This window comes from Micromonospora sp. WMMD987, assembly GCF_029581435.1.
Classification (GTDB): Bacteria; Actinomycetota; Actinomycetes; order Mycobacteriales; family Micromonosporaceae; genus Micromonospora; species Micromonospora rifamycinica.
Genome location: NZ_CP120861.1, coordinates 1,537,839 through 1,562,931, shown reverse-complemented (window position 1 = coordinate 1,562,931; position 25,093 = coordinate 1,537,839). Strand labels below are relative to the sequence as shown.

The window sequence follows — 25,093 nt, the reverse complement described above, 5'->3', positions numbered from 1 at the left end:
TGTGCCTGTCGCCTAGGGAGCAGCAGAGCAAAGGATGGTGGGTGGGGAGGTGGGGGCGTCACCGAAACTACTTCTGGTAACTAGGGCCTGTCCTGCCGATCATGGAAGCCAGATGATGGCGGCGATGAGGACCAGGCCGGACCGGTAGAGGGATGCGCGCTTGGCGTAGCGGGTGGCCAGGTCACGCCACTGCTTTAGCCGGTTGAAGCAGCGTTCCACGACGTTGCGCTTGCGGTAGATCGCCTTGTCGAAGGCCGGTGGTCGCCCGCCGTGGCTGCCCTTGGCGGCCCGGCGGGCGACCTGGTCCGAGCGTTCCGGGATGACGTGCCGGATCCCGCGTTGTCGCAGGGCTCGACGGGTCGAGTCATGCGCATAGCCCTTGTCCGCGATCAGCACCTCCGGTCGCTTGCGGGGCCGACCCGGCCCGGGCTCGTTGATCCGGATCGCATCCAGCAGCGCCAACAGCTGCGGGTTGTCACCGGCCTGGCCCGGGGTGAGCAGGATCGACAACGGCCGGCCGCGTCCGTCGACAGCCAGGTGGATTTTCGTGCTCAGTCCGCCGCGGGATCGGCCGATGGCCTCGCCATCTTGCGTACCAGGTGCCGCCGGACTTGCCGTGGAGCCCCTTTTTTGCGGGCGCCAGCGGCATGCTGGTGCGCCCGCACGATCGACGAGTCGATGCTGATCGTCCACTGCACCGGTGTGCCATCGTCGTGGACCTGCGCCGCCGCGAGAATCCGATCCCACGTTCCGTCAGCGCTCCACCGGCGCAGCCGTTCGTGGCAGGTCTTCCACGGCCCGAAGCGTTCCGGCAGGTCACGCCACGGCGCACCCGTACGCAGCTTCCACAAGATCCCGTTGATGACCTGGCGATGATCCCGCCACCGCCCCCGCGCACCGCCCGGCTCGGGAAGCAGCGGGGCGATCACCGCCCACGCCTCGTCGGTCAGCTCACCACGACGTACCACCGGCACATCGTCAACGACCAACCGCTACAAGATCGGCAGGACACGCCCTAGTCGCGGCGGCGCTCCTTACTCGACCGACGGGCGTCGTCGCAGATCCCGGCGACGACGATGAGTGGGTCGACGGCCGGGCGTCGTCGCGTCGCACAAGCCTGCGGGGCGACGAGTCGGTCGACGGCGGGCTCAGCCGGCGGGCAGCACCTTGGCGGCCAGCCTCGCCAACTCGCGCAGCGCCTTGCCCCGGTGACTGATCGCGTCCTTCTCCTGCGGGGTCAGCTCCGCGTTGGTGCGGTCCTGGCCGTCGCCGACGAAGATCGGGTCGTAGCCGAAGCCGCCGTCGCCGCGCGGGGCGCGCAGCAGCCGGCCGGGCTGGCGACCGTCGACCAGGTGCTCCTTGCCGCCGGGCAGCACCAGCGCGACGGTGCAGACGAAGGCCGCGCCCCGGTGCTCGTCGGGCAGGTCGGCGATCTGGTCCAGCACCAGTTGGAGGTTGGCCCGGTCGTCGCCGTGCCGGCCCGCCCAGCGGGCGCTGAACACCCCCGGCATGCCGTTGAGCGCGTCGACCGCGATGCCGGAGTCGTCGGCGATGGTGGGCAGACCGGTCCGCCGGCAGCCCTCCCGCGCCTTGATCAGGGCGTTCTCACCGAAGGTGAGGCCGGTCTCCGGCAGCTCCGGGTACTCCTCGACGTCGTCCAGGCCGAGCAGGGCGATCCGGTGCGCGCCGAGCGCGCCGTCGAGGATGCGCTGGAGTTCGACCAGCTTCTTGCGGTTCCGGGTGGCGAGCAGGACCTTGTTCATGATGCGAGCGCCTTCCGCTGGGCCTCGGCCAGTTCCAGACAGCCCAACGACGCGACGTCCAGCAACGCGTCGAGCTGTGCCCGGGAGAAGACCCCGTCCTCCCCGGTGCCCTGCACCTCGACGAAGTCGCCCTCGCCCGTGCAGACGACGTTCATGTCCACCTCGGCGGCCACGTCCTCGACGTAGCAGAGGTCCAGCAGCGGCTCGCCCGCGACGATCCCGACGCTGACGGCGGCCACCGACCGGTGCATCACCTTCTCCGGCTTGCCGGCCAGCGACTTGCGGGCGGCCAGCCAGCTCACCGCGTCGTACAGGGCCACGTACGCGCCGGTGATCGAGGCGGTACGGGTGCCGCCGTCGGCCTGGAGCACGTCGCAGTCGAGCACGACCGAGTTCTCGCCGAGCGCCTTCAGGTCGACGCAGGCGCGCAGGCTGCGGCCGATCAGCCGGGAGATCTCGTGGGTCCGCCCGCCGATCTTGCCGCGGACGCTCTCCCGGTCGGAGCGGGTGTTGGTGGCCCGGGGCAGCATCGCGTACTCGGCGGTGACCCAGCCGAGCCCGGAGCCCTTGCGCCAGCGCGGCACGCCCTCGGTGACGCTCGCCGTGCAGAGCACCCGGGTGCCGCCGAACTCGACGAGCACCGAGCCCTCCGGGTGGGTGCTCCAGCCCCGGGTCAACGTCACCGGTCGGAGTTGGTCGGGTCGACGCCCGTCAGGTCGTGCCATCCCTGCACCCTATGCGGTGCCGTGATCGCCGCGCGCCGCGGTCTCCTCAGCCGACCGTCGACTGCCGGGCCGTCTCGCCGCACCCGCGCCGGGTCAGATGTCGTAGCTGGCGCCGGCCCGGACCACTTCCAGCGGGCCGGTGTACGCCCCGGCCGCCGCCGCGATGGTGTGCGACTCGCTGCCCCAGGCCACCACCAGGTGGGTCAGCAGCAGCCGGCCCACCCCGGCCTTGGTGGCCGCCTCGCCGGCCTCCCGACCGGTCAGGTGCAGGTCCGGGGGATTGTCCACCCCGTCGAGGTAACTGGCCTCGCAGAGGAAGACGTCGGCGTCCTGGGCGAGCCGCAGCAGTGCCTCGCAGGGGGCCGTGTCGGAGGAGTAGCAGAGCACCCGACCCTCGTGCTCCAGCCGTACCCCGTACGTCTCGACCGGATGGTTCACCCGGTCGACGGTGACGGTGAACGGGCCGATCGGGAAGGTGCCCGGCTGGAGGCCGTAGAACTGGTAGACGTCCTCCACGTCGGCACCGTCCTGACCGTAGGCGGTGGCGAGCCGGTCCGGGGCGCCCGGCGGCGCGTAGACCGGCAGCGCCGGATAGGGGCCGTCCGGGGCGTACCGTCGGACGACCACGTACGACGCCGCGTCGAGGATGTGGTCGCAGTGCAGGTGCGTCAGGAGGATGGCGTCCGGGGCGTGCAGCCCGGCGTAGCGCTGGAGGGTGGACAGCGAGCCGGACCCGAAGTCGACCAGCAGACGGAAGCCCTGCGCCTCGACGAGGTAGGCCGAGCAGGGGGACTCGGGACCGGGAAAGCTCCCCGCACAGCCCAGGACGGTCAGCCGCATCCAGTCGCCCCACAATTACGATAGGTAGTCGACACGCCGGGGCCAGGTGGGCTGATGATCTCAACCGACGCGTACGCCACGGTGCGCAGCCTACGCGCAGCGACGGCGGAGCCAGAATCATCTTCTGGAAGTTGTCATCAACGTGACACCCACGGAGCCCGGTCGGCGGTCCGCTGACCGGGCTCCCGGCGGGTCAGGCCCAGAGCTGCCCCTCCAGGGCGTTCTCGGCGTCGGCGAGCGTGCCGCCGTACGCCCCGGTGGAGAGGTACTTCCAGCCGCCGTCGCAGACCACGAAGGCGACGTCGGCCCGGCGGCCGTCCCGCACCGCCTCGTGGGCCACGGCCAGGGCGGCGTGCAGGATCGCCCCGGTGGAGAAGCCGGCGAAGATCCCCTCCACCTCCACCAGCTGCCGGGTACGCAGCACCGCGTCCCGGGTGCCGACGGAGAAGCGCCGGTTGAGTACCGTCGCGTCGTACAGCTCGGGGACGTAGCCCTCGTCGATGTTGCGCAGCCCGTAGACCAGTTCGCCGTAGCGGGGCTCGGCCGCCACCACCTGGATGCCCTCGACCTTCTCCCGCAGGAACCGCCCGGTGCCCATCAGGGTGCCGGTGGTGCCCAGGCCCGCCACGAAGTGCGTGATGGTGGGCAGGTCGTGCAGCAGCTCCGGGCCGGTGGTCTCGTAGTGCGCCCGCGCGTTGGCCTCGTTGCCGTACTGGTAGAGCATCACCCAGTCGGGGTGCTCGGTCGCGATCTGCTTGGCGGTGGCGACCGCCTGGTTCGAGCCGCCCGCCGCCGGCGAGAAGATGATCTCCGCACCGTACATCCGGAGGAGCTGGACCCGTTCGGTGGAGACGTTCTCCGGCATCACGCAGACCAGCCGGTAGCCGCGCAGCTTGGCCACCATGGCCAACGAGATGCCGGTGTTGCCGCTGGTCGGCTCCAGGATCGTGTCGCCCGCCCGGAGGCGGCCGGCCTGCTCCGCCGCCCGGACCATGAACAGGGCCGCGCGGTCCTTGATGCTGCCGGTCGGGTTCCGGTCCTCCAGCTTGGCCCAGAGCCGCACCGGCGGTGCCCCGTCGGGCACCGTCGGCGAGAGCCGGGGCAGACCCACCAGCGGGGTGCCGCCGCAGGCGTCGAGCAGGCTGTCGTACCGCGTCATGACGCCCGCCCTCAGCGGGCGGCGACGGCCACGCGCCGGACGACCGCGGACGAGGCGGTCGCCCCGGCGGGGCCGTGCCGGCCGGCCCGGTGCTGGCTGATCGCCGCCGCGGCGGCGAAGCCGAACGCCCCACCGGCGACGGCCGGCAGGACGGTCACGCTGTCACCGTCGTTGAGCTTGGCGTCCAGCGCGCCGAGGAACCGGACGTCCTCGTCGTTGACGTAGACGTTGACGAAGCGGTGCAGCGCGCCGGCCTCGGTGACCAGCCGGCCCTTCAGGCCGGCGTGCCGGGAGTCCAGGTCGTTGAGCAGGTCGCCCAGGGTGTCCCCGGCGCCCTCGACGACCTTCGCGCCGCCGGTGTAGCTGCGCAGGATGGTGGGGATGCGAACCTCGATGGCCATGACGTACTCCTTGGTCGGGTGTGCCTCGGTGCCGGACGGAAAGGGTGTGCGGAGCTGGGGATCAGCTGCCGGAACACTCGTAGTCGACCGTCGCCGGGCTCTGCCCGAACATGTAGGACTGGACCGCGTGCGGGTCCACCCCGGCGTCCACGATCCGCACCGGCTCCTCGGTCACCACGCCGTCGACGATCCGGAACGACCGGATCTCCTCGGTGTCCGGCTCGCGGGTGGAGACCAGCAGGTAGTGCGCGCCCGGCTCACCGGCGAAGGCCACGTCCGTGCGGGACGGGTACGCCTCGGTGGCGGTGTGCGAGTGGTAGATGACGACCGGCTCCTCGTCGCGGTCGTCCATCTCCCGCCACACCCGCAGGTGCTCCATCGAGTCGAACTCGTAGAACGTCATCGAGCGGGCCGCGTTGTCCATCGGGATGTGCCGGGTCGGGGTGTCGCCGCCGACGGGTCCGGCGACCACCCCGCACGCCTCGTCCGGGTGGTCCCGGCGCGCGTGGGCGACGATCGCCTCGACGATCGACCGGTCGATGCTCAGCACGTGACCCAGCCTAGCGCCCGTCCACCGCAACCGGCGAGGCGGTGACCGTCACAGTTCAGTCGATCAGGGCATTGAGCAGCGATTCCTGGAGATAGCCGAGGTAGGCGTAGACCGACAGTTGGAACACCCGGGACGAGGTCGGGTCGTCGGCGACCGCGTCGTCGAGCTCCTCGCCCAGGTCAGTGCCGTCCTTGATCTCCAACCGGACGCCCATCGCGAGCCGGGCGTCGTTGAGCGCCCGCAGCCACGCCTCGGCCGCCTCGGCGTCCAGCCGCACCTCGCCACCGGCGGAGTCGGGCAGCGCGGCGAGCACCGCGCCGGCCTGGTCGATCTTGGCGGTCTTCAGGTCGCCCTCGGTGTACCGGCGGAACTCCGCGGTGCCCGCCGGGTCGTCCGGGTACGCCTCGGGAAAGAGCCGACCGACGACCGGGTCGGCCGGGTCGAAGCCGTCGGTGAGCAGCCCGACCACCTCACCGGCGACCTTGCGCAGCACCCGCGCCTCGTCCACGGCGAAGGTCGCCACGTAACGGTCACCCTGACGACGGAACATGCTCACCGGGTGATCTCCGTTCGCGACTGCGGGGCTCGCAGGAACGGCTCACTCCTCGCGCTCACCGGGCCATCTCCGTTCGCGACTGCGGGGCTCGCAAACCCGGCTCACTCCTCACGCTCACGAGCGGTCCACCGTCGCCCAGAGGCCGTACGCGTGCAACTGGGCCGCGTCGTGCTCCATCCGTTCCCGGGCGCCGCTGGACACCACGGCCCGGCCCTTGTGGTGCACGTCCAGCATCAGCTTCTCGGCCTTCTCCCGGCTGTAACCGAACAGCTTCTGGAAGACCCAGGTCACGTACGTCATGAGGTTGACCGGGTCGTCCCAGACGATCGTCACCCACTGCCGGTCCGCGACCGGCACCTCGTCGGTGTCCGGCGTCTCGACCGGTGCAACCTGTGGAGCCGCCATGCCCCCATGGTGCCACCGGAAGCGGGGATCCGATGAACCGGAACGCCGGGACGGCTCCGATCACCCGCCAGAGCTGCGGAAACCGGGGGAATACGGATACCGGGGCGGCCCCGCGTCGACCGGCCCGGCCCGCCTGACGCCGGACACCCGGACGGGACGACCGGGCCGGTGACGATCGACGGAGGGACGCGCACACCCGCCCACCCGGGGTGGCCCGGCGCGGATACCGCACCGGCACGACGCGGATACTCAGTGTCGGACCCGCACCTACTCCACTCCCGTGGGTGACCGGGTGCCTCCGCACCGAATTGCATCGATATGCTGCCCGGATGAGTCGGTGGGGTTTCGTCGGCCGTACGGATGAACTCACCCGTCTGCGGGCCGCGGTGCACGCAGACCAGGGGCGCGGGCTCTTCGTCAGCGGCAGCGCGGGCGTCGGCAAGAGCCGGCTGCTGCGGGAGGGGGTGGCCGACCTGCCCCCGGACCGGTACGCGCTGTCGTTCGTCGCGGCCAGCACCGCCACCTCGGCGTTGCCCTTCGGCGGCCTCGCCCCGGTGCTGCCCGCCGAGCAGCCGCCCGGCCTCTCCCCCGCCGGTGTGCTGCGCTGGGGGGTCGACGTGCTCCGGGAACAGGCCGCCGGGCGGCGCACCGTGCTCGCCATCGACGACGCCCACCTGCTCGATCCCCCGTCGGCGGCCCTGGTCCACCTGCTCGCCCGCGCGGAGAACACCACCGTGCTGGGGACGCTGCGCAGCGGCGAGCAGATCCCGCTGCCCGTCCGGGCACTGTGGACCGACGACCTGGTCGAACACGCCGAGCTGGCCCCGCTCGGGCCGGCCGAGACCACGGCCCTGCTCGCCGCCATCCTGACCGGGCCGGTCGACGCGGGCACCGCCGAGCGGCTGTTCCGGCTCTCCGCCGGCAACCCGCTGCTGCTCCGGGAGTTGGTGCTGGCCGCCGCCGCCGGAGGTGAACTGGTCCGCAGCTACGGACTGTGGCGGTGGACCGGGCGACTCGAGCTGGCCCCCAGCCTCACCGACCTCGTCGACACCCGGATCGGGCGGTTGGAGCCCGGCGTCCGGACCGTGGTCGAGCTGGTCGCCTTCGGTGAACCGCTCGGCCTGCACCTGCTCGGACAGGCTGCCGACCCGGCCGACGTGGAGGTGGCCGAGGAGCGCGGCCTGATCACCGTGGGCTCGGGCGACCGGCGGGCCGATGCCCGGCTCGCCCACCCGCTCTACGGCGAGGTGATCCGCCGACGGTGCCCGGTCAGCCGGACCCGCCGCCTCCAGGCCCAGCTCGCCGAGCGGCTGGAACGGGTCGGCGCCCGTCGCCGCGGTGACCTGCTGCGGGTCGCGGTGTGGCGGTTGAACTCCGGCACCGCCCAGGACCCGGCGCTGCTGCTCGACGCGGCCCGTCAGGCGTTCACCCGGTACGACGTGCCGCTGGCCACCCGGCTGGCGCGGGCCGCGCTCGACGCCGACGGCGGTTTCCCCGCGGCCGAGCTGCTCGCCACCCTCCTGATGTTCGGCGACCGGCCGGCGGAGGCCGTCGACGTGCTCGACGCGGTGGCCGACGACGTCGGCTCGGAGGACCGGCGCTGCCGCTGGCTGACCGTGCACGGGATGGTCGGCTACTGGGGCCTGAGCCGGCAGTCCATGGTGGACACCCTGGCGGCGGCCGGTCACACCCTCGCCGACCCCGGACACCGGGCCCGGCTGCGCGCCTTCGAGGCGATCATGCGGCTGCACAGCCTGGACGTCGACACCGCGCTGCGGATCAGCCGCTCGGTGCTGGACCATCCGGCGGCCGGTGTCGCGGCCAGGGAGCTGGCCCGGTCCACCGTCGCCCACGCCGACGCGGCGCGGGGCCGGTTCCGGGCCAGCGCCGCGGCGATCGACCGGGTGCAGGCGGAGGCGGCGAACTGGCGGGCCGACATGCCGTACCTGCACCTGGCCATGGAACTGGCCCGGGGCACCCGGCTCACCCTCACCGCGGACCTGGCCGGCATCGACGCCATCGTGGCCGACGAGTTCGCCGACCAGGCCGACGCCGGGGACTTCCGGCTCGGCACCGGCTACCTGTCCATCCTCCAGGCGTACGCGGCGCGGCTGCGCGGTCGCGGCGACGACGCCCTCAAGGCCAGCCTCGACGCCTGCGTGGTGCTCGCCACCAGCCGGGTCTTCGCGGGGCTCGCGCACGCCGAGCGCGCCCAGGCGGCGGCGCTGCGCGGTGACGTGGCGACCGCGAAGGAGGCGATGGTCGAGGCCGACCGGGTCCAGACCCCCGGCATGGCGGTCCTCCAGCCCTGGCTGGAGCAGGCCCGTGGCGCGGTGCTGGCCGCCGGCGGCGATCCCGCCGGGGCGGCCCGGCACCTCGGCGAGCTGGCCGACCGGCTGCGCGCCGCCGGTCTCGCCGGTCACGAGGTGCTCGTCCTGCACGATCTGGTCCGGCTCGGCCAGGCCGGCGCCCCGGTCGGGCCGGCGTGCCCCGACGGCAGCCGGCCTACGGTCGCGCAGCGGTTGGCGGAACTCGCCGGGGAGGTCGACGGCGGGCTGACCCCGCTGCTCGCCCGGTACGCGCGGGCCGCCGCCGAGCACGACGGGTCCGCCCTGCTGGCGGCGGCCGACGACTTCGCCGGGCTGCACCTGACGCTCTGGGCGGTCGACGCCACCGCGACCGCGTTGCGCGGGTGGCGGCGGGAGCGGTCGACGTCGGCCGCGACCGCGCACGAACGGCTCGCCGCCCTGCTCGCCCGCTGCGACCGGATCCGGACCCCGGCGCTGGACGCGCTCCGTCCCTCGCTGAGCGCCCGGGAGCTGGAGGTCGCCGGCCTCGCCGCCGCCGGAGCGACGAGCCGGGTCATCGCGGGCCGGCTGTTCCTGTCGACCCGGACGGTGGAGAACCACCTCCAGCGGGTCTACGGCAAGCTCGGTATCACCAGCCGTGCCCAGCTGGGTACGGCGCTGCGGTCGGTCCCGGGGCACGACGGCGGCGCGGCCGGGTGAACTCTAGGCTGGGCTGGTGAACCGTCTTCGTCCCGCGCTGCTGACCGACCACTACGAGCTGACCATGGTCAGTGCCGCCCTGCGGGACGGCACCGCCGACCGCCGCTGCACCTTCGAGGTGTTCAGCCGACGCCTGCCCACCGGACGTCGGTACGGCGTGGTCGCCGGGACCGGCCGCCTGATCGACATGGTCAGGGAGTTCCGGTTCGCCCCGGAGGAGGTCGACTTCCTGCTGCGGACCGGGGTGGTCGACGAGCCGGCCGCCCGGTGGCTGGCCGGCTACCGGTTCACCGGCGACATCGACGGGTACGCCGAGGGTGAGCTGTTCTTCCCCGGCTCCCCCATCCTCACCATCTCCGGCGGCTTCGCCGAGTGCGTGGTGCTGGAGACGCTGGTGCTGTCGGTGCTCAACCACGACTGCGCGGTGGCCGCGGCAGCCGCCCGGATGGTCACCGCGGCCCGGGGCCGGGCACTGATCGAGATGGGTTCCCGGCGGGCGCACGAGGAGGCGGCGGTGGCCGCCGCGCGGGCGGCGTACCTGGCCGGTTTCCGGTTCACCTCCAACCTCGCCGCCGGCCAGCGCTACAGCATCCCCACCGCCGGGACCGCCGCGCACGCGTTCACCCTGCTGCACGACGACGAGCGGACGGCGTTCGCGTCGCAGGTCGCCACGTTGGGCCGGGACACCACGCTGCTGGTCGACACGTACGACATCAGCCAGGGCATCCGGACCGCCATCGAGGTGGCCGGGCCGGAGCTGCGGGCAGTCCGGATCGACTCCGGCGATCTGGCGGTCATCGCCCAGCAGTCCCGGGAACTGCTCGACTCGCTCGGCGCCACCGAGACCAAGATCATCGTTTCGGGTGACCTCGACGAGTACGCCATCGCCGCCCTCGCCGCCGAACCGGTCGACATGTACGGCGCGGGCACCGCCGTGGTCACCGGGTCCGGGGCGCCCACCGCCAGCCTGGTCTACAAGCTCGTCGAGGTGGACGGGCGGCCGGTGGTCAAGCGTTCCGAGAACAAGGGCACCATCGGGGGCCGGAAGGTCGCGGTACGCCGGCACAAGCCCACCGGCACGGCCACTGAGGAGATCATCGTCTCGCAGGGCGTACCGGACCGGCAGGCCAACGACCGGCTGCTCCAGCGCTCGTTCGTGGTCGACGGCGAGCCGGTCGACCTGCCCGGCATCGAGCAGTCCCGCGAGCACCTGCGCCAGTGCCTGATCTCCATCCCGTGGGAGGGGCTGAAGCTCTCCGCAGGTGATCCGGCGATCCCGGTCACGGTCGTACCGGCCGGTTGAGTCGTCGGGGCAGACTGGGTCGTGCCGCAGGTGGGGTCACCGGCGGTGAGCGGAGAGGAGGGAAGCGCCGATGGCCAACGCGCTGATCATCGTGGACGTGCAGAACGACTTCTGTGAGGGCGGTTCGCTCGCCGTCGCCGGGGGCGCGGGGGTCGCCGCCGGCATCTCCGGGTTGCTGGCGGCCGAACCGCGGCGGTGGGACCACGTGATCGCCACCAAGGACTACCACGTCGACCCGGGGGCGCACTTCGGCGACCCGCCGGACTACGTCGATTCCTGGCCCCGGCACTGCGTGGTCGGCACCCCGGGCAGCGAGTTCCACCCCGACCTGGTGACCGACCGGGTCGAGGCGGTCTTCCACAAGGGTGAGCACGCCGCCGCGTACTCCGGCTTCGAGGGGCACGCCGCCGACGGTGAGGGCCTGGCCGACTGGCTGCGCCGGCACGACGTGGACCGGGTCGACGTGGTCGGCATCGCCACCGACCACTGCGTCCGGGCCACCGCCCTGGACGCCGCGCGGGAGGGCTTCGCCACCACCGTGCTGCTCGACCTGACGGCGGCGGTCGCGCCGCCGACGCTGGACGTGGCGCTGCGGGCGATGGACGGTGCCGGGGTGACCCTGCACGGTGAGCCGGTGATCAGCGCCGCATGAGCCGGTAATCGCTTGCCGTTGTCGTACCTCCGGTCGAGGATGACCGCCGGAGGTACGGAGCATCATGACGTTGACGCCTTACCGGAAGGCCCTGGCCCAGCCCGGCCTGCGGTCCCTGCTGCTGGTGGCGGTGCTGGCCCGTATTCCGCTCACCGCGACCGGGGTGGCCCTCACCTTCTTCGTGGTGCTGGAGCTGGGCCGGGGTTACGGGGCCGCCGGCCTGGTCGGTGCCGCGTCGGTCACCGGCGCGGCGATCGGCTCACCCCTGCTCGGCCGGCTGGTGGACCGACGCGGCCTGCGGCCGGTGATCGCGACGACCACCGCCGTCGAGGCGGTCTTCTGGGCGAGCGCCCCGACGTTGCGCCTGCCGCTGCTGTTGCCCGCCGCGTTCGTGGCCGGGTTGTTCGCGCTGCCGGTCTTCTCGGTGGTCCGGCAGTCGATCGCCGCGCTGGTCCCGGCGCAGCGCCGGCGCCCCGCGTACGCGCTGGACTCGATGTCGATGGAGCTGTCCTTCATGATCGGGCCGGCGCTGGCCGTGGCGCTCGCCACCGCCGTGTCGCCCCGGGTCGCGCTCTGGGCGATCGGCGCGGGCATCGTCTCCTCCGGCATCCTCCTCTGGCTGCTCGACCCGCCGATCCGCAGCGCCGACGAGCCGGTCGGTCCGCAGCCCCGGATTCCCCGGCGGCAGTGGCTGACCAGCCGTCTGCTCGCCGTGTTCGCGGTGAGCGCCGCCGCCACCCTGGTGCTCGGCGGCACCGACGTGGCGGTGGTCGCCGTGCTGCGGGCCGGTGGCGAGGTCGGCTGGACCGGTGCGGTGCTCACCGCCTGGGCGGTCGCGTCGTTGGTCGGTGGCTTCGCGTACGGGGCCGTCCGCCGGTCCTTCTCCCCGCTGGCGTTGGCCGCCCTGCTCAGTCTCTGCACCATCCCGGTCGGGCTGGGCGGGGGACACTGGTGGCTGCTCTGCCTGGCCCTGCTGCCGGCCGGCGCGCTCTGCGCCCCCACGATCGCGGCCACCGCGGACGCGGTCAGCCAGCTCGCCCCGGCCGGGGTACGCGGCGAGGCGATGGGCCTGCACGGCTCCGCCACCACGGTGGGCATCGCCCTCGGCGCTCCGCTGGCCGGCGCGGTGATCGACGCCTCGGTGCCGCTGTGGGGCTTCGCGGTCACGGGGGCAGTGGGGCTGCTGGTGACCCTCGTCGTGCTCCCGGTGGAGCTGCGCCACCGCCGCACGCCCGACACCGAACCCACCGTCGAGCTGACCCCCGCCGCCACCTGACCCGGCACGACGGCACGACGGCACGACGGCACGACGGCACGACGGCACGACGGCACGACGGCACGACGGCACGACGGCACGACGGCACGACGGTGGACCATACTTCTCTCGTCGAGCGGTATGCCCCAGCGTCATTTAAATGACGCTGGGGCATACCGCCTCGTGTTTTGACCATCGTGGGGATTTGTGGTGGTCGAGGTCTAGCGGAACAGGGAGAACCCTGTCCATGATCTGAGTTCTCACACAAAGATCATCAATGGGCAGGGTTCTCGATGAGGAGCGTAGCGGCTACCGGTGCCGGTGACAGCGAGCTGGGCCGGATCTTGTTGGATGCGTGGCGGCGGGAGTTGTACGAGGGTGTCCTCGTGTCGCGGTCGAGGACGTTGTTCTCGCTGGTCGATGAGCTGGCCGCGGACCAGGGACGGTGTGGCTGCCCGGCGCATCTGTCGCTGGGCACGGTCACCGGGCACGCCGCGGCGTACCGGGCGTTACGCGACGGCGAGATCGATACCGGCCGGGCGTTGCGGGCGGCGTGCCGGATCGCCGCTCGGTCCGGTCTGCCCCGGGTGTATGCCGTCGATACCACCGCGTGGCCCCGGCCGAACGCAGCCACCAGCCCGGACCGGCAACCGCAGTACACCCCAGGCGGCCCGCGTGGTGCGGCGCTGATCAAGACCGGGTGGCGGTATCAGCACGTCGTCCGGTTGACGCTGACCCCGGACTCGTGGGTCGTGCCGGTCCTGGCCGACCGCATCACCTCCGACGACGACCTGGTCGAGGTCACCGTCGGCCACATCGCACAGATCTGCGCAGCCGACGGCGCCCGCCCGGGCGACCCGTCGCTGTTCCTCCTCGATTCCGGCTATCCCGCGGCCCGGATCACCCACCTGATCCGCGAACGCAGGATTCCCGCGGACGTCCTGGTCAGACTCGCGACCTCGCAGACCATGTGGACCAGACCCGAACACCGGGCCGCCCACCCACTCGGAGGCCGGCCCCGCCGACACGGATTCCGGCTGACCCTGCGCGAACCCGACCTTGTCGACGACGCGCTGAGACTGACCCTCTAGCGGCGGATTGGGACTGACCCCTCCGAGGCTGGAGGGGTGATCGCATTGGAAGACTGGGCTGAGATCCGTCGGTTGCATCGGGCTGAGGGTGTTCCGATCAAGGAGATCGCGCGTCGGTTGGGTGTGGCGCGTAACACGGTCCGTTCAGCGCTTCGGGCACAGGCGCCGCCGTCGCGTGAGCGTGGCCCTCGTGGTTCGTTGGTGGACGACGTCGAGCCGCAGATCCGGGCATTGCTCGCGGAGTTCCCGCGGATGCCTGCGACGGTGATCGCTGAGCGGATCGGGTGGACGAAGTCGCTGACGATCCTGAAAGACCGGGTCCGGGAGCTGCGCCCGTTGTTCGTTCCACCGGACCCGACCGACCGAGTGGAGTACGACCCGGGCGAGGTCGCCCAGTGCGACCTGTGGTTCCCACCCCAGCCGATCCCGGTTGGCGGCGGGGCTGAGCGGATCCTGCCGGTGCTCGCGATGACCTGCGGGTACTCGCGAGTCACGGACGCGGTCATGATCCCCAGTCGGAAGGCCGGAGACATCCTGGCGGGGATGTGGGAGATCGTGGCCGGGTGGGGCGCCTGTCCACGGACCTTGGTCTGGGACCGGGAGGCCGCGATCGGCGGCACCGGGAAGCTCACGACGGAGGCGGCGTCGTTCGCCGGGACGATCGGGGTGCGCATTCGCCTGGCCCCGCGCAGGGATCCGGAGTTCAAGGGGTTGGTCGAGCGGCGCAACGGGTTCTTCGAGACCTCATTCCTGCCTGGGCGCGTGTTCACCTCGCCGTTCGACTTCAACGTCCAGATCAGCGACTGGCTCGTGCAGCGCGCGAACACGCGCGTCCTGCGGGCGATCGGCTCGATGACGCCCACGGCCAGGTGGGCGGCGGACCGGGCCGCGATGGTGGCTCTGCCGCCGGTGGCGCCGGCGATCGGGCTCACGCATCGGGTGCGGCTGGGGCGGGACTACTACGTGCGTATCGACGGCAACGACTACTCCGTGGACCCTCGGTGCATCGGCAGGTTCGTCGACGTGCTCGCCACCCCCTCCCGGATGGTCGCCTCGTGCGCCGGGCAGGTCGTGGCTGATCACGACCGCGACTGGGGTCACGCCCGCACGATCACCGATCCCGAGCATCAGGCCACCGCCCGGCTGCTGCGCCAGGACTTGGCCGCCCGCCGGCGGCAGGCCTCGACTCGTTTGCACGCCGATGGACACGTCGTGGCGATCCGGGCCTTGCCGGACTACGACGCCCTGTTCGGTGTGGACTTCGACCCCCGCCCCAACCTTGAGGCGGTCCAGGAAAGCGCAGCCGGAGGAACGTAGATGACCACGACAACGAAGAGCAGACCGACACCGGACGGGCTGGGATCCAAGCTCGCCTACCTCACCAGAGTCCTCAAGACGCCCACCATCGGGCGGACCTGGGAGACCTTGGCCGACCAGGCCAGACAGGCGAACTGGTCGCACGAGGAGTACCTCGCCGCCGTGTTGGAACGGCAAGTCGCCGACCGCGAGTCTGCCGGCACGACGATGCGGATCCGCACTGCGCACTTCCCAGCGATCAAGACCCTGGAAGACTTCAACCTCGACCACCTGCCGAGCCTCCGCAAGGACGTCCTCGCGCACCTGGCCACGGCGACGTTCATCCCGAAGGCGGAGAACGTGATCCTGCTCGGCCCGCCCGGCCTGGGCAAGACCCACCTGGCGATCGGGCTCGGGATCAAGGCCACCCAGTCCGGCTACTCGGTCCTGTTCGACACCGCGACGAACTGGATCGACCGCCTCGCCCGCGCCCACCACCGCGGCGCCCTGGAAGCCGAGCTGAAGAAGATCCGCCGCTACAAGCTCATCATCGTCGACGAAGTCGGCTACATCCCCTTCGACACCGACGCAGCGAACCTGTTCTTCCAACTCGTCGCATCTCGCTACGAGACCGGCTCCATCCTCGTCACCTCGAACCTGCCCTTCGGGCGGTGGGGCGAGGTCTTCGGCGACGAAGTCGTCGCCGCCGCGATGATCGACCGCCTCGTGCACCACGCCGAAGTCCTCACCCTCGCAGGCGAGTCCTACCGCACCAGAGCCCGCCGAGAACTCCTCGCGAAGGACCGCGACAAGTAACACGAAACGACCACCGGGGGGTCAATCCCAATCCGTCGTTAGGGGGTCAGTTCCAGTCCGTCGTTGACAGACCTGACCCCGGACGCCGGTGTCAGCGGACCACTCGACATCTACGGCACCGTCACCGTCCGGGCCTGGCACCAGGTCCACCCCAAACTCACCCGCGCCAGCCGCGGATTCACCGGCCAGACCACCCTCCCGATCGTGGAAGGCACCGTGCTCCTCGCCCGGGTCCAGCACCTACGCCCCAGCCGCCGCGCCGGCGACCTCGCACTCTGGTACTCCGGCACCCGCCGCGACCTACTCACCCTTGTCATGACCTACCTGACCCGCTACGACATCGAGCACTACTTCCGCCACCTGAAGACCACCGCCCACGCCCCGGACTTCCACCCCCGCCAACCCGACACCCTGACCACCTGGCTCCGCCTACACGCCTACGCCTACCTCCACCTGTTCTGCACCCGCACCCACCTCACCCACCACCGGCTGCCCTGGGAACCCACCACCACCACAACCCCCACCCCCGGCCAGACCCGCCGACAGGTTTCGCCCGCTCTCCGCAACGCCTGGCAACCACCAGGCCACCCGAAACCCGGACACCCCGGACCCGGACGCCCCGCCGGAAAACGCCGCAAACGCCGAACCCGCTACCCCGTCATCCGCCGCAACGCCATCCACAAGGGCAAATAACACCCCACCCCCACACCACCACGAACACCCACACCACACCACCACGAACACCCACACCACACCGCCAGACCACCCTGCCCACACAACGGTCAAAACACGAGGCGGTATGCCCCAGCGTCATTTAAATGACGCTGGGGCATACCGCTCTTCCGAGAAACTGCGCTCCGGCGACCACCACGTTCCGGACCCGGCCGGCTGACCGACGGGACACCGGCAACCACCGACCGCCGACCACCGATCGCCGATCAGCGATCAGCGATCACCGGCGGACCAATCACCAGCAACCGGCAACCGACAATCGGCGACCGACAATCGGCGACCGGCCACCGACGATCGGCGACGGGCGACCGGCAACCGACCACCGGCGACAGCCCAGTCCGGGAATGCCGACGGGCGTCGCACCCCGGCGTGGGGTACGACGCCCGTCGGCGGTGTACGTGTGGCGTCAGCGCTGGTCGAGGTTCCCGCTCCGGTCCTCCTGGTAGCTGGCGCCACCGTTGACCTCGCTGGTCAGCGGCTTGGCACCACCCTCCGGCGGGCCGGCGAGGCTCTGGCCGGCGGCCAGCTCGGGGAACTTCGCGTCGAACGCCGGGCGCTCGGAACGGATCCGGGGCATCCGGTCGAAGTTGCGCAGCGGCGGCGGGGAGCTGGTCGCCCACTCCAGCGAGTTGCCGTGGCCCCACGGGTCGTCCACCTCGACGACCGGCCCGGTCTTGTACGACTTCCAGCAGTTCCAGATGAACGGCAGGGTCGAGATGCCGGTGATGAACGCGCCGATCGTGGAGATCATGTTGAGCGTGGTGAAGCCGTCGCTGGGCAGGTAGTCGGCGTACCGCCGGGGCATGCCCTCGTTGCCCAGCCAGTGCTGCACCAGGAACGTGGTGTGGAAGCCGATCATGGTGAGCCAGAAGTGGATCTTGCCCAGCCGCTCGTCGAGCATCCGGCCGAACATCTTCGGGAACCAGAAGTAGATGCCGGCGAACACCGCGAACACGATCGTGCCGAACAGCACGTAGTGGAAGTGCGCCACCACGAAGTACGAGTCGTGCAGGTGGAAGTCGAGCGGCGGGCTGGCCAGCAGCACCCCGGTCAGACCACCGAAGAGGAAGGTCACCAGGAAGCCGATGGCGAACAGCATCGGCGTCTCGAAGGTGATCTGGCCCCGCCACATGGTGCCGATCCAGTTGAAGAACTTCATGCCCGTCGGCACGGCGATCAGGTAGCTGAGGAAGCTGAAGAACGGCAGCAGCACCTGGCCGGTGGCGAACATGTGGTGCGCCCAGACGCTCATCGACAACGCGGCGATGGCGATGGTGGCGGCGACGAGGCCCTTGTAACCGAAGATCGGCTTGCGGGAGAAGACCGGGATGACCTCGGTGATGATGCCGAAGAACGGCAGCGCGATGATGTAGACCTCGGGGTGGCCGAAGAACCAGAACAGGTGCTGCCACAGCATCGGGCCGCCGGTGGCCGGGTCGTACACGTGGGCACCGAGCAGCCGGTCCGCCGCGAGCGCGAAGAGCGCGGCGGCCAGCAGCGGGAAGACGAGGATCGCCAGCAGGCTGGTGACCAGCATGTTCCACGTGAAGATCGGCATCCGGAACATGGTCATACCGGGCGCGCGCAGGGTCAGGATCGTGGTGATCAGGTTGACCGCACCGAGGATGGTGCCCAGGCCGGAGATGGCCAGGCCGACGACCCACATGTTCGCGCCGACGCCCGGCGAGTGCTCGACGGTGCTCAGCGGGGTGTAAGCGGTCCAACCGAAGTCGGCCGCGCCTCCCGGGCTGAGGAAACCGGCGGTCGCCATGGTGCCGCCGAACAGGTACAGCCAGTAGGCGAAGGCGTTCAGCCGGGGGAACGAGACGTCGGGGGCGCCGATCTGCAGCGGCACGACGTAGTTGGCGAACGCGAACACGATCGGCGTCGCGAAGAACAGCAGCATGATCGTGCCGTGCATGGTGAACAGCTGGTTGTACTGCTCCGGCGACAGGAACTGCAGGCCCGGTCGCGCCAGCTCGGCTCGCATGATCAGGGCCATCAGGCCACCGATCATGAAGAACACGAACGCGGTGACCATGTACATGATCCCGATCTGCTTCGCGTCCGTGGTGCGTAGCAGCCGCGCGATGGCCGACCCCTTGACCGGCTCTCGGACCGGCCATGGCCGGGTCACGACCGGCTTGGGTGCGACGGTGGTCACGAATGGCCTCCGGTTCTCGGTTGTCCCGCTCGGCACGCGTCGTCAGCTGCGGGCCGTCATCCGAAAGGATGTTAGTCCCCGGTAGGTGGCAGCACCGCTCGGGGTGCTCTGGCACCATGTCCGGCCGCCGGTCGCGGCTACAGTGTCCGGCCGCCGGTCGCGGCTACAGCGGGCCGACCAGGAGTCGGTAGTGCTCGCCGAAGATCCGCCCGCCCCGCCCGCGCAGCAACGGGTCGCGCAGCGCCGGCGGCACGTCCCGGGTGCGGTTGCGGTCCCGGGTCCGGTCCCGCACCCATCGGGTACGCGGACGACGTCGGCTCTCGTACGCGACCAGGGCCGCCTCGACACCGCCGGCGGCACGGAGCGATTCGGCGAGCACCACCGCGTCCTCCAGCGCCATCGCGATCCCCTGGGACAGCGTCGGCGCGGTGGCGTGCGCGGCGTCGCCGACCAGCAGCACCCGGCCCCGGTGCCAGCGTCCCAGCTCGACCTCGTCGGTGAGCCCGACCTGCACGTCGTGCCAGGCGGCCAGCACCGCCGGGACCGGTCCCCCGTAGCCGCCGAAGAGTTCACGCAGCCGGGCGACCGGGTCGGCCGGAGCGACGGTGCCGGCCTCGTCGGCGTAGCAGTAGAGCCGCCCCGCCCCGAGCGGCACCACCAGGAAGCCGGCCCGCCGCCCGAGCAGCGCCGTCCAGTCCGCGACGTCCGGGCCGTCGCGCACCACCCCCCGGTAGACCACCTGACCGGCGGGGCGGGGCGGACCGCCGAGCCCGGCCAGGGCGCGGACCGCGGAGCGCGGACCGTCGGCACCGATCACCAGGTCGTACTCGCCGCCGGTGCCGTCGGTGAAGCTCACCGCGACCCCGGTCGGCAGCAGTTCGACGGTGTCCACCTCGGCGCCGTGCAGGACCGCGCCCCCCGCCCCGCTGAGCAGCACCTGGTAGAGGTCGCGGCGGGGCAGCGCCCGGCACTCGCCCACCCCGGCCCAGAGCGCGTCGAGGTCCACCTCGCAGAGCGGGTCGCCGGCGGCGTCGAGGAAGCGCTGGCGGCGGATCACCTGCCCGAGTGGACGGACCGGGCCGTCGAGGTCCAGGCCGCGCAACGCCCGGGCGGCGTTGCCGGGCAGGTAGAGACCGGTGTCGGTCAGCTCGTTCGGGGGTAGCTTCTCGGTCACGTCCGGCCGGAAGCCCGCCAGCCGCAGGGCCCGGGCGACGGCCAGACCGGCGATGCCCGCACCGACGACGAGGATGCGCAGGGGAGAGCCACCCATGGTGGTGTACGCCTCCGGAGGGGATCGGCACGCGGTGAAGGCAAGACACTACTCCCCGCGATCGGAGCACACCAGAGGCGTTGATCCCGTCCTTCGGCGCGTTCGGGGCGGGGCAGAAACTCGTCCAGGCGGTGGAACGCCGTTCGCGGGAGGTGTGCTCCTCGGCCGGACGCCGCCCGTCTCACTACAGTGACGGCGTGACGACGGACGAGGCGTACCGGTCGGTCAAGTCGGCGGGGCGGGCGCTGGACGTGCTGGAGGCGCTGGCCGCCCCGCAGGGGCCCCGGTCGCCGGTGGAGCTGAGCCGGGCGCTGGGCATTCCCAAGAGCAGCCTGCACGCCATCCTGCGGACCCTGCTGGACCGCGACTGGGTGGCCGTCGACCCGACCGGGACCAGGTTCTCCGTGGGGCTGCGGGCGCTGGAGGTCGGTGCGGCGTTCCTCGTCGGCGCGGACGCCGCCGCCCTGTACGACGTCACCCTGGACCGGCTGGCCGAGCACTCCGGCGAGACGGTCCAGCTCTACCGCCTCGACGGTGGCGCGGTGGTGCTGCTGGCCAGGCGGGACTCGGCGCACATCGTCCGGCCGGTCTGCGCGGTGGGGCGACGGTTGCCCGCGCACGCCACCGCGGCCGGCAAGGCGTTGCTCGCCGCCCGGACCGACGAGGAGGTCGACCGGCTGCTCCAGTGGCCGCTGCCGGCGGCCACCGGCCGGACGGTCACCACCCCGGAGGCGCTGCGCGCCGAGCTGGCCGCCGTGCGGCGGCGGGGTTGGGCCGAGGAGTGGGAGGAGTGCAGCCCCGGGCTGGCGGCGGTGGCCGTGGCGGTGGCGCTGCGGGAGCCGGCGGTGGACGCGATCGCGGTGGCCGCCCCGGTGGCCCGGCTGGGGCCGGAGGTGCGGACCAGGCTGGCGGCGGTGCTGCGGGAGGCGGCGACCCAGGTCCGCACGGCCCGCGCCCTCCTGTCGCTCAACCTGTAGAACGTGGTTCACGTATCTGGACAGGATCGCCCGGCCACTTAACCGGTTCAGTTGCGCCACAGTTTCAAGTGTGTAAATGTGACAAGGACCATGGGAGCGCTCCCGGTCACATCCGAGACAGGTCCGGCGCCCCCGCGCCGCAGCCAAGGAGCATCATGAAGCGTCCATTGCGGGCACTCGCCGCCGCCGGCCTCCTGGCCGTCGGCTCGATCGTCGCCGTCGCCTTCGGCGGCACCGCCTCCGCCGACACCCAGATCTGCGAGCAGTACGGCTCGACCGTCATCGGCGGCAGGTACGTGGTCCAGAACAACCGCTGGGGCACCACCGCCCAACAGTGCATCAACGTCACCGGCAGCGGCTTCAGCATCACCAGCCAGCAGGGCTCCGCGCCGACCAACGGCGCACCGGTGTCGTACCCGTCGATCTTCGTCGGCTGCCACTACACCAACTGCTCGCCGGGCACCAACCTGCCGGCCCAGGTGAAGTCGATCAGCAGCGCCCCGGGCAGCATCTCCTTCAACTACGTCGGCGGCGCGATCTACGACGCCGCCTACGACATCTGGCTCGACCCGTCGCCCAAGCGGGACGGCGTCAACGCGATGGAGATCATGATCTGGTTCAACCGGCAGGGCAGCATCCAGCCGATCGGCTCGCCGGTGGGCAACGCGAACATCGCGGGCCGCAGCTGGGAGGTGTGGCGCGGCAACAACGGCGGCAACAACGTCATCTCGTACGTCGCGCCGTCGGCGATCCAGGGCATGAGCTTCAACGTGCTGGACTTCATCGCCGACACCCGTAACCGCGGGGCGATCACCAACGACTGGTACCTGACCAGCATCCAGGCCGGCTTCGAGCCGTGGCAGGGCGGCGCCGGGCTGGCCGTCACCAACTTCTCCCAGACCGTCAACACCGGCGGCACCCCGCCGCCCACCACCGCCCCGCCGACCACGCCCCCGCCCACCGGCGGCGGCTGCGCGGTGAAGTACACGTCGAACTCGTGGAACAACGGCTTCACCGCCGACGTGACGGTCACCAACCGGGGCTCAGGCACCATCAACGGCTGGACCCTGACCTACAACCTGCCCAGCGGGCAGCAGGTCACCAGCTCCTGGAACGCCAGCGTCACCCAGAGCGGGTCCACGGTGACCGCCCGCAACGTCTCCCACAACGGCACCCTCTCCCCCGGCGGCAGCGCGACCTTCGGCTACCAGGGCAGCCTGAACGGGACGTACTCCGCACCGACCAGCTTCTCCCTCAACGGCGTCGCCTGCGCCCGCGCCTGAGCCCACCACCCACCACCACGCGGGGGGCGTGACCTGTCGGTCACGCCCCCCGCACCCGTGTCGACGTCCTGCCGCCCCGGCCGGTCAGCACGTCCCCCGGCGTCCCGGGGATCAGCACGTCCCTGCGGCCCCGGTCGGTCAGCGCGCTCCCGGCACCCCGGCAGGGTCAGCCGCCCAGGGCGTCGATGTCCCGCATCTCCTCGGCGGTCAGCGAGAAGTCCCAGATGTCGGCGTTGGCACTGATGCGCTCCGGAGTGACCGACTTGGGGATCACCACGATCTCGTGGTCGACGTGCCACCGCAGCACCACCTGCGCCGGGGAGACGTCGTGAGCGGCGGCGATCCGGGTCAGCACCGGGTCGCTCAGGTCGCTGGCCTTGAACGGGCTGTAGCCCTCCAGCACGATCCCCCGGTCCCGGTGCTCGACGTGCCGCCGCCGGTCGTACAGCGACGGGCTCCACCGGATCTGGTTGACCGCCGGGCTCTCCCCGCTCGCCTGGATCAGCTCGTCGAGCTGAGCGGTGGAGTAGTTGCTCACCCCCACCGCCCGGGTGAGGTTCTCGTCCCGGGCGGCCAGCAGCTCACGCCAGACCGGGATGCTGTCCGCCGGCGACGGCGGCGGCCAGTGGACCAGCCAGAGGTCGACGTGGTCGGTGCCCAGCGCCCGCAGGCTCGCCTCGATCGTCTCTCGCTCCCGGCCCACCCGGTCCGGCGGCAGCTTGGTGGTGATGAAGACGTCCTCCCGGCGCAGCCCGCTCTCCCTGACCGCCCGGCCCACCTCCTCCTCGTTGCCGTACATGGTGGCGGTGTCGATATGCCGGTAGCCGGCGTCCAGGGCGGCCAGCACGGCGTCGTAGCCGGCCCGGCCGGTCGCCTGCCAGGTGCCGAACCCGAGCAGCGGCATGCGGACGCCGCCGGGGAGACCGACGGTGGGTTGGTCGAGGTCCATGCCGACCGTTCTACCCGTGATCGGACCGGACATGCCGGGCGAGCGGCGAACCCGGGCGGATTGCCGGAGAATGCCGGTGTGCCGAGCACCGACCGGGCCGACGGCGAGGAGCATCGTGTACCTGACCCATCTGGAGTGCCCCCGCTGCGACCGCGAACACGACGCGGGCCGGCTCACCAACCTCTGCGACTGCGGGTCACCGCTGCTGGCCCGCTACGACCTGACGGCGGTGGCCGCCGCGGTGACCCCCGAGCGGTTCGGGCTGCGCCCGGCCGACCTGTGGCGCTACCGGGAGGTGCTGCCGGTCGCCGACGAGCGGCACGTCACCACGTTGGGCGAAGGGTGGACGCCGCTGTGGCGGGCGTCGGCGTACGGCCGGGAGATCGGCGTGGCCGACCTGATCGTCAAGGACGAGGGGCTGACCCCCACCGGGTCGTTCAAGGCGCGGGGGGCGGCGGTCGGGGTGAGCCGGGCGCGGGAGCTGGGGGTTCGGCGGATCGCCATGCCGACCAACGGCAACGCCGGAGCCGCCTGGGCGACGTACGCGACCCGGGCCGGGCTGGCCTCGACGATCGCGATGCCGTTGGACGCCCCGACCATCTGCCGCCGGGAGTGCGTGGCCGCCGGGGCCGACCTGCACCTGGTGGACGGGCTGATCGGCGACGCCGGGCGCTGGGTGGCCGACCTGGTCGCCGGCTCGGACGGCGCGGTCTTCGACGCCGGCACGCTGCGCGAGCCGTACCGGCTGGAGGGCAAGAAGACCATGGGGTACGAGATCGTCGAGCAGCTCGGTTGGCAGGTGCCCGACGTGATCATCTATCCGACCGGTGGCGGGGTCGGCCTGATCGGCATCCACAAGGCGATGCACGAGCTGCGGACGCTGGGCTGGGTGGACGACAGGCTGCCCCGGCTGGTGGCCGTGCAGTCCACCGGCTGTGCGCCGGTCGTCCGGGCGTTCGCCGCCGGTGCGGACCGCGTCCAGCCGTGGGCCGACGCGCACACCGTGGCGTTCGGGATCACCGTGCCGGCCCCGCTGGGTGACGAGCTGATCCTGACCGCGCTGCGGGAGAGCAGCGGGACCGCGCTCGCCGTCGACGACGCGGAGATCCTGGCCGACCTGCGGGACTTCGCCTCCCGGGAGGGGCTGCTGCTCTGCCCGGAGGGGGCGGCCTGCCTGACCGCCGCCCGGCACCTGCGCGCCGGTGGCTGGATCCGGGCCGGCGAGCGGGTGGTGGTGCTCAACACCGGGTCGGGGCTGAAGTACCCGGAGACGGTGGACGTCTCCGGCGTGCCGGTGGCGTGACGACCGCCGCCGCGGGGCTGCGCCGACGGGTCGGTGCGCGGGCCGCCCGGAGGACCCCCGCCCACGTGTAAGGCGTGGGACAGGGGTCGGTCTCCGGGGCCGCCGTCCGCAGCGACGGTGGGTTCAGGAGGTCGGCGGTTCGTCCCGGCCGGCGGCCTCCGCCGCGTCGGCCTCCTCCTTGGTCCGGTGCACCGCCTGGTCGGCGTGCTCCGGCGGACCGTAGACGGTGTAGAGGACCAACGGGTTGGGGCCGGTGTTGACGAAGTTGTGCTTCGTCCCCGCCGGCACCACCACCAGGTCACCCTGGGCGACCTCCCGGGTCTCCCCGCCGACCCGGGCCTCGCCGGTGCCGCTGACGAAGGTCAGGATCTGGTCGATTCCCTCGTGGACCTCCTCGCCGATCTCACCACCGGCCGGAATGGTCATGATCACCAATTGGGTCTGCTCGCCGGTCCAGAGCACCCGGCGGAAGTCCGGGCTCTTCTCGGCGACCGTCGCGATCGTGAAATGTTCCATGGCCCGCTCATACCCGCAACGGCAGCGGATCACGCCGGGTCGTGCGGATAGTGGAATTCCCCACCCCGCCGGGGTTTGC

General features: G+C 71.8%; 24 protein-coding genes. 11 read left to right on the top strand and 13 right to left on the bottom strand.

The window, feature by feature from the left end; translation table 11 throughout:
- Nucleotides 1-99: 99 nt before the first annotated feature.
- The 9 genes from O7612_RS06915 to clpS all read right to left on the bottom strand — a co-directional run bounded on the left by O7612_RS06915 (nt 100) and on the right by clpS (nt 6,399).
- A protein-coding gene (locus tag O7612_RS06915) for an IS5 family transposase (protein WP_282273828.1) occupies nt 100-968 on the bottom strand; the annotation gives its coding sequence in 2 pieces (ribosomal slippage) (nt 100-626 and nt 626-968; 870 coding nt in all).
- Nucleotides 969-1,148: 180 nt separating this feature from the next.
- Nucleotides 1,149-1,763, bottom strand: a complete 615-nt coding sequence (gene rdgB, locus O7612_RS06910) for an RdgB/HAM1 family non-canonical purine NTP pyrophosphatase (RefSeq protein ID WP_282271462.1) — start codon at nt 1,761-1,763, stop codon at nt 1,149-1,151.
- Nucleotides 1,760-2,488: a ribonuclease PH gene (rph, locus tag O7612_RS06905; RefSeq protein ID WP_282271460.1), complete on the bottom strand. Its 729-nt coding sequence runs from the start codon at nt 2,486-2,488 to the stop codon at nt 1,760-1,762. The genes rdgB and rph overlap by 4 nt, the downstream gene beginning before the upstream one ends.
- Before the next feature lie 93 nt (nt 2,489-2,581).
- Nucleotides 2,582-3,328, bottom strand: a complete 747-nt coding sequence (locus tag O7612_RS06900; RefSeq protein WP_282271458.1) for an MBL fold metallo-hydrolase — start codon at nt 3,326-3,328, stop codon at nt 2,582-2,584.
- Nucleotides 3,329-3,521: 193 nt separating this feature from the next.
- A complete protein-coding gene (locus O7612_RS06895; RefSeq protein WP_282271456.1) occupies nt 3,522-4,487 on the bottom strand; it encodes a cysteine synthase in 966 nt (321 codons plus the stop codon).
- Between the two features lie 11 nt (nt 4,488-4,498).
- The gene (locus tag O7612_RS06890; RefSeq protein WP_282271454.1) at nt 4,499-4,888 is read right to left on the bottom strand and encodes a MoaD family protein; all 390 of its coding nucleotides are present in this window, start codon (nt 4,886-4,888) and stop codon (nt 4,499-4,501) included.
- A 61-nt stretch (nt 4,889-4,949) separates the two neighbouring features.
- Nucleotides 4,950-5,438 (bottom strand): M67 family metallopeptidase, encoded by a 489-nt coding sequence (locus tag O7612_RS06885; RefSeq protein WP_067313938.1) that lies wholly within the window; start codon nt 5,436-5,438, stop codon nt 4,950-4,952.
- A gap of 55 nt (nt 5,439-5,493) precedes the next feature.
- Nucleotides 5,494-5,988 (bottom strand): DUF2017 domain-containing protein, encoded by a 495-nt coding sequence (locus O7612_RS06880; RefSeq protein WP_282273827.1) that lies wholly within the window; start codon nt 5,986-5,988, stop codon nt 5,494-5,496.
- A gap of 120 nt (nt 5,989-6,108) precedes the next feature.
- Nucleotides 6,109-6,399 (bottom strand): ATP-dependent Clp protease adapter ClpS, encoded by a 291-nt coding sequence (clpS, locus tag O7612_RS06875; RefSeq protein WP_067313943.1) that lies wholly within the window; start codon nt 6,397-6,399, stop codon nt 6,109-6,111.
- Between the two features lie 329 nt (nt 6,400-6,728).
- Between clpS and O7612_RS06870 the strand changes: the two genes are divergently transcribed.
- From O7612_RS06870 to O7612_RS06835, 8 genes are all read left to right on the top strand, one after another.
- Nucleotides 6,729-9,407, top strand: coding sequence for a LuxR family transcriptional regulator (locus O7612_RS06870; protein ID WP_282271447.1), 2,679 nt, complete (start codon nt 6,729-6,731; stop codon nt 9,405-9,407).
- Nucleotides 9,408-9,423: 16 nt separating this feature from the next.
- Nucleotides 9,424-10,710 carry a nicotinate phosphoribosyltransferase gene (locus O7612_RS06865; RefSeq protein ID WP_282271445.1) on the top strand — a complete coding sequence of 429 codons (1,287 nt, stop codon included), beginning with the start codon at nt 9,424-9,426 and terminating at the stop codon, nt 10,708-10,710.
- A 70-nt stretch (nt 10,711-10,780) separates the two neighbouring features.
- Nucleotides 10,781-11,362, top strand: a complete 582-nt coding sequence (locus tag O7612_RS06860; protein WP_282271443.1) for an isochorismatase family protein — start codon at nt 10,781-10,783, stop codon at nt 11,360-11,362.
- 64 nt (nt 11,363-11,426) lie between these two features.
- Nucleotides 11,427-12,638 carry an MFS transporter gene (locus O7612_RS06855; protein WP_282271441.1) on the top strand — a complete coding sequence of 404 codons (1,212 nt, stop codon included), beginning with the start codon at nt 11,427-11,429 and terminating at the stop codon, nt 12,636-12,638.
- Nucleotides 12,639-12,910: 272 nt separating this feature from the next.
- A complete protein-coding gene (locus tag O7612_RS06850) occupies nt 12,911-13,708 on the top strand; it encodes a transposase (RefSeq protein WP_282271439.1) in 798 nt (265 codons plus the stop codon).
- 36 nt (nt 13,709-13,744) lie between these two features.
- On the top strand, nt 13,745-15,025 hold the full coding sequence (istA, locus tag O7612_RS06845; RefSeq protein WP_282266195.1) for an IS21 family transposase: 1,281 nt from the start codon (nt 13,745-13,747) through the stop codon (nt 15,023-15,025).
- Nucleotides 15,026-15,820 (top strand): IS21-like element helper ATPase IstB, encoded by a 795-nt coding sequence (gene istB, locus O7612_RS06840; RefSeq protein WP_208567359.1) that lies wholly within the window; start codon nt 15,026-15,028, stop codon nt 15,818-15,820.
- 63 nt (nt 15,821-15,883) lie between these two features.
- Nucleotides 15,884-16,513 (top strand): hypothetical protein, encoded by a 630-nt coding sequence (locus O7612_RS06835; RefSeq protein ID WP_282271437.1) that lies wholly within the window; start codon nt 15,884-15,886, stop codon nt 16,511-16,513.
- A gap of 445 nt (nt 16,514-16,958) precedes the next feature.
- Here the strand turns inward: O7612_RS06835 and ctaD are convergent, their stop codons facing one another.
- On the bottom strand, nt 16,959-18,716 hold the full coding sequence (gene ctaD, locus O7612_RS06830) for a cytochrome c oxidase subunit I (RefSeq protein WP_282271435.1): 1,758 nt from the start codon (nt 18,714-18,716) through the stop codon (nt 16,959-16,961).
- A gap of 163 nt (nt 18,717-18,879) precedes the next feature.
- Nucleotides 18,880-19,986: an FAD-dependent monooxygenase gene (locus O7612_RS06825; RefSeq protein WP_282271433.1), complete on the bottom strand. Its 1,107-nt coding sequence runs from the start codon at nt 19,984-19,986 to the stop codon at nt 18,880-18,882.
- A 197-nt stretch (nt 19,987-20,183) separates the two neighbouring features.
- Here O7612_RS06825 and O7612_RS06820 point away from each other — a divergent pair, with 197 nt between their 5' ends.
- Nucleotides 20,184-20,963, top strand: a complete 780-nt coding sequence (locus O7612_RS06820; protein ID WP_282271431.1) for an IclR family transcriptional regulator — start codon at nt 20,184-20,186, stop codon at nt 20,961-20,963.
- A gap of 155 nt (nt 20,964-21,118) precedes the next feature.
- Nucleotides 21,119-22,246 carry a cellulose binding domain-containing protein gene (locus O7612_RS06815; RefSeq protein WP_282271429.1) on the top strand — a complete coding sequence of 376 codons (1,128 nt, stop codon included), beginning with the start codon at nt 21,119-21,121 and terminating at the stop codon, nt 22,244-22,246.
- 166 nt (nt 22,247-22,412) lie between these two features.
- Here O7612_RS06815 and O7612_RS06810 read toward each other — a convergent pair whose 3' ends face one another.
- Nucleotides 22,413-23,195: an aldo/keto reductase gene (locus tag O7612_RS06810; RefSeq protein WP_282271427.1), complete on the bottom strand. Its 783-nt coding sequence runs from the start codon at nt 23,193-23,195 to the stop codon at nt 22,413-22,415.
- 115 nt (nt 23,196-23,310) lie between these two features.
- Here O7612_RS06810 and O7612_RS06805 point away from each other — a divergent pair, with 115 nt between their 5' ends.
- A complete protein-coding gene (locus tag O7612_RS06805; RefSeq protein ID WP_282271425.1) occupies nt 23,311-24,498 on the top strand; it encodes a threonine synthase in 1,188 nt (395 codons plus the stop codon).
- 123 nt (nt 24,499-24,621) lie between these two features.
- On the opposite strand, the gene O7612_RS06800 is transcribed toward O7612_RS06805, so the two are convergent.
- Nucleotides 24,622-25,014 (bottom strand): cupin domain-containing protein, encoded by a 393-nt coding sequence (locus tag O7612_RS06800; protein WP_282271424.1) that lies wholly within the window; start codon nt 25,012-25,014, stop codon nt 24,622-24,624.
- Nucleotides 25,015-25,093: the final 79 nt, after the last annotated feature.

Coding starts and splice junctions, on each gene's coding strand:
- clpS (WP_067313943.1), bottom strand. CDS start 6,399: ATGGCGGCTCCACAGGTTGCACCGGTCGAGACGCCGGACACCGACGAG.
- O7612_RS06870 (WP_282271447.1), top strand. CDS start 6,729: ATGAGTCGGTGGGGTTTCGTCGGCCGTACGGATGAACTCACCCGTCTG.
- O7612_RS06815 (WP_282271429.1), top strand. CDS start 21,119: ATGAAGCGTCCATTGCGGGCACTCGCCGCCGCCGGCCTCCTGGCCGTC.
- O7612_RS06900 (WP_282271458.1), bottom strand. CDS start 3,328: ATGCGGCTGACCGTCCTGGGCTGTGCGGGGAGCTTTCCCGGTCCCGAG.
- O7612_RS06855 (WP_282271441.1), top strand. CDS start 11,427: ATGACGTTGACGCCTTACCGGAAGGCCCTGGCCCAGCCCGGCCTGCGG.
- O7612_RS06810 (WP_282271427.1), bottom strand. CDS start 23,195: ATGGACCTCGACCAACCCACCGTCGGTCTCCCCGGCGGCGTCCGCATG.
- O7612_RS06890 (WP_282271454.1), bottom strand. CDS start 4,888: ATGGCCATCGAGGTTCGCATCCCCACCATCCTGCGCAGCTACACCGGC.
- O7612_RS06880 (WP_282273827.1), bottom strand. CDS start 5,988: ATGTTCCGTCGTCAGGGTGACCGTTACGTGGCGACCTTCGCCGTGGAC.
- istB (WP_208567359.1), top strand. CDS start 15,026: ATGACCACGACAACGAAGAGCAGACCGACACCGGACGGGCTGGGATCC.
- O7612_RS06800 (WP_282271424.1), bottom strand. CDS start 25,014: ATGGAACATTTCACGATCGCGACGGTCGCCGAGAAGAGCCCGGACTTC.
- O7612_RS06825 (WP_282271433.1), bottom strand. CDS start 19,986: ATGGGTGGCTCTCCCCTGCGCATCCTCGTCGTCGGTGCGGGCATCGCC.
- O7612_RS06895 (WP_282271456.1), bottom strand. CDS start 4,487: ATGACGCGGTACGACAGCCTGCTCGACGCCTGCGGCGGCACCCCGCTG.
- rdgB (WP_282271462.1), bottom strand. CDS start 1,763: ATGAACAAGGTCCTGCTCGCCACCCGGAACCGCAAGAAGCTGGTCGAA.
- O7612_RS06850 (WP_282271439.1), top strand. CDS start 12,911: ATGAGGAGCGTAGCGGCTACCGGTGCCGGTGACAGCGAGCTGGGCCGG.
- O7612_RS06860 (WP_282271443.1), top strand. CDS start 10,781: ATGGCCAACGCGCTGATCATCGTGGACGTGCAGAACGACTTCTGTGAG.
- rph (WP_282271460.1), bottom strand. CDS start 2,488: ATGGCACGACCTGACGGGCGTCGACCCGACCAACTCCGACCGGTGACG.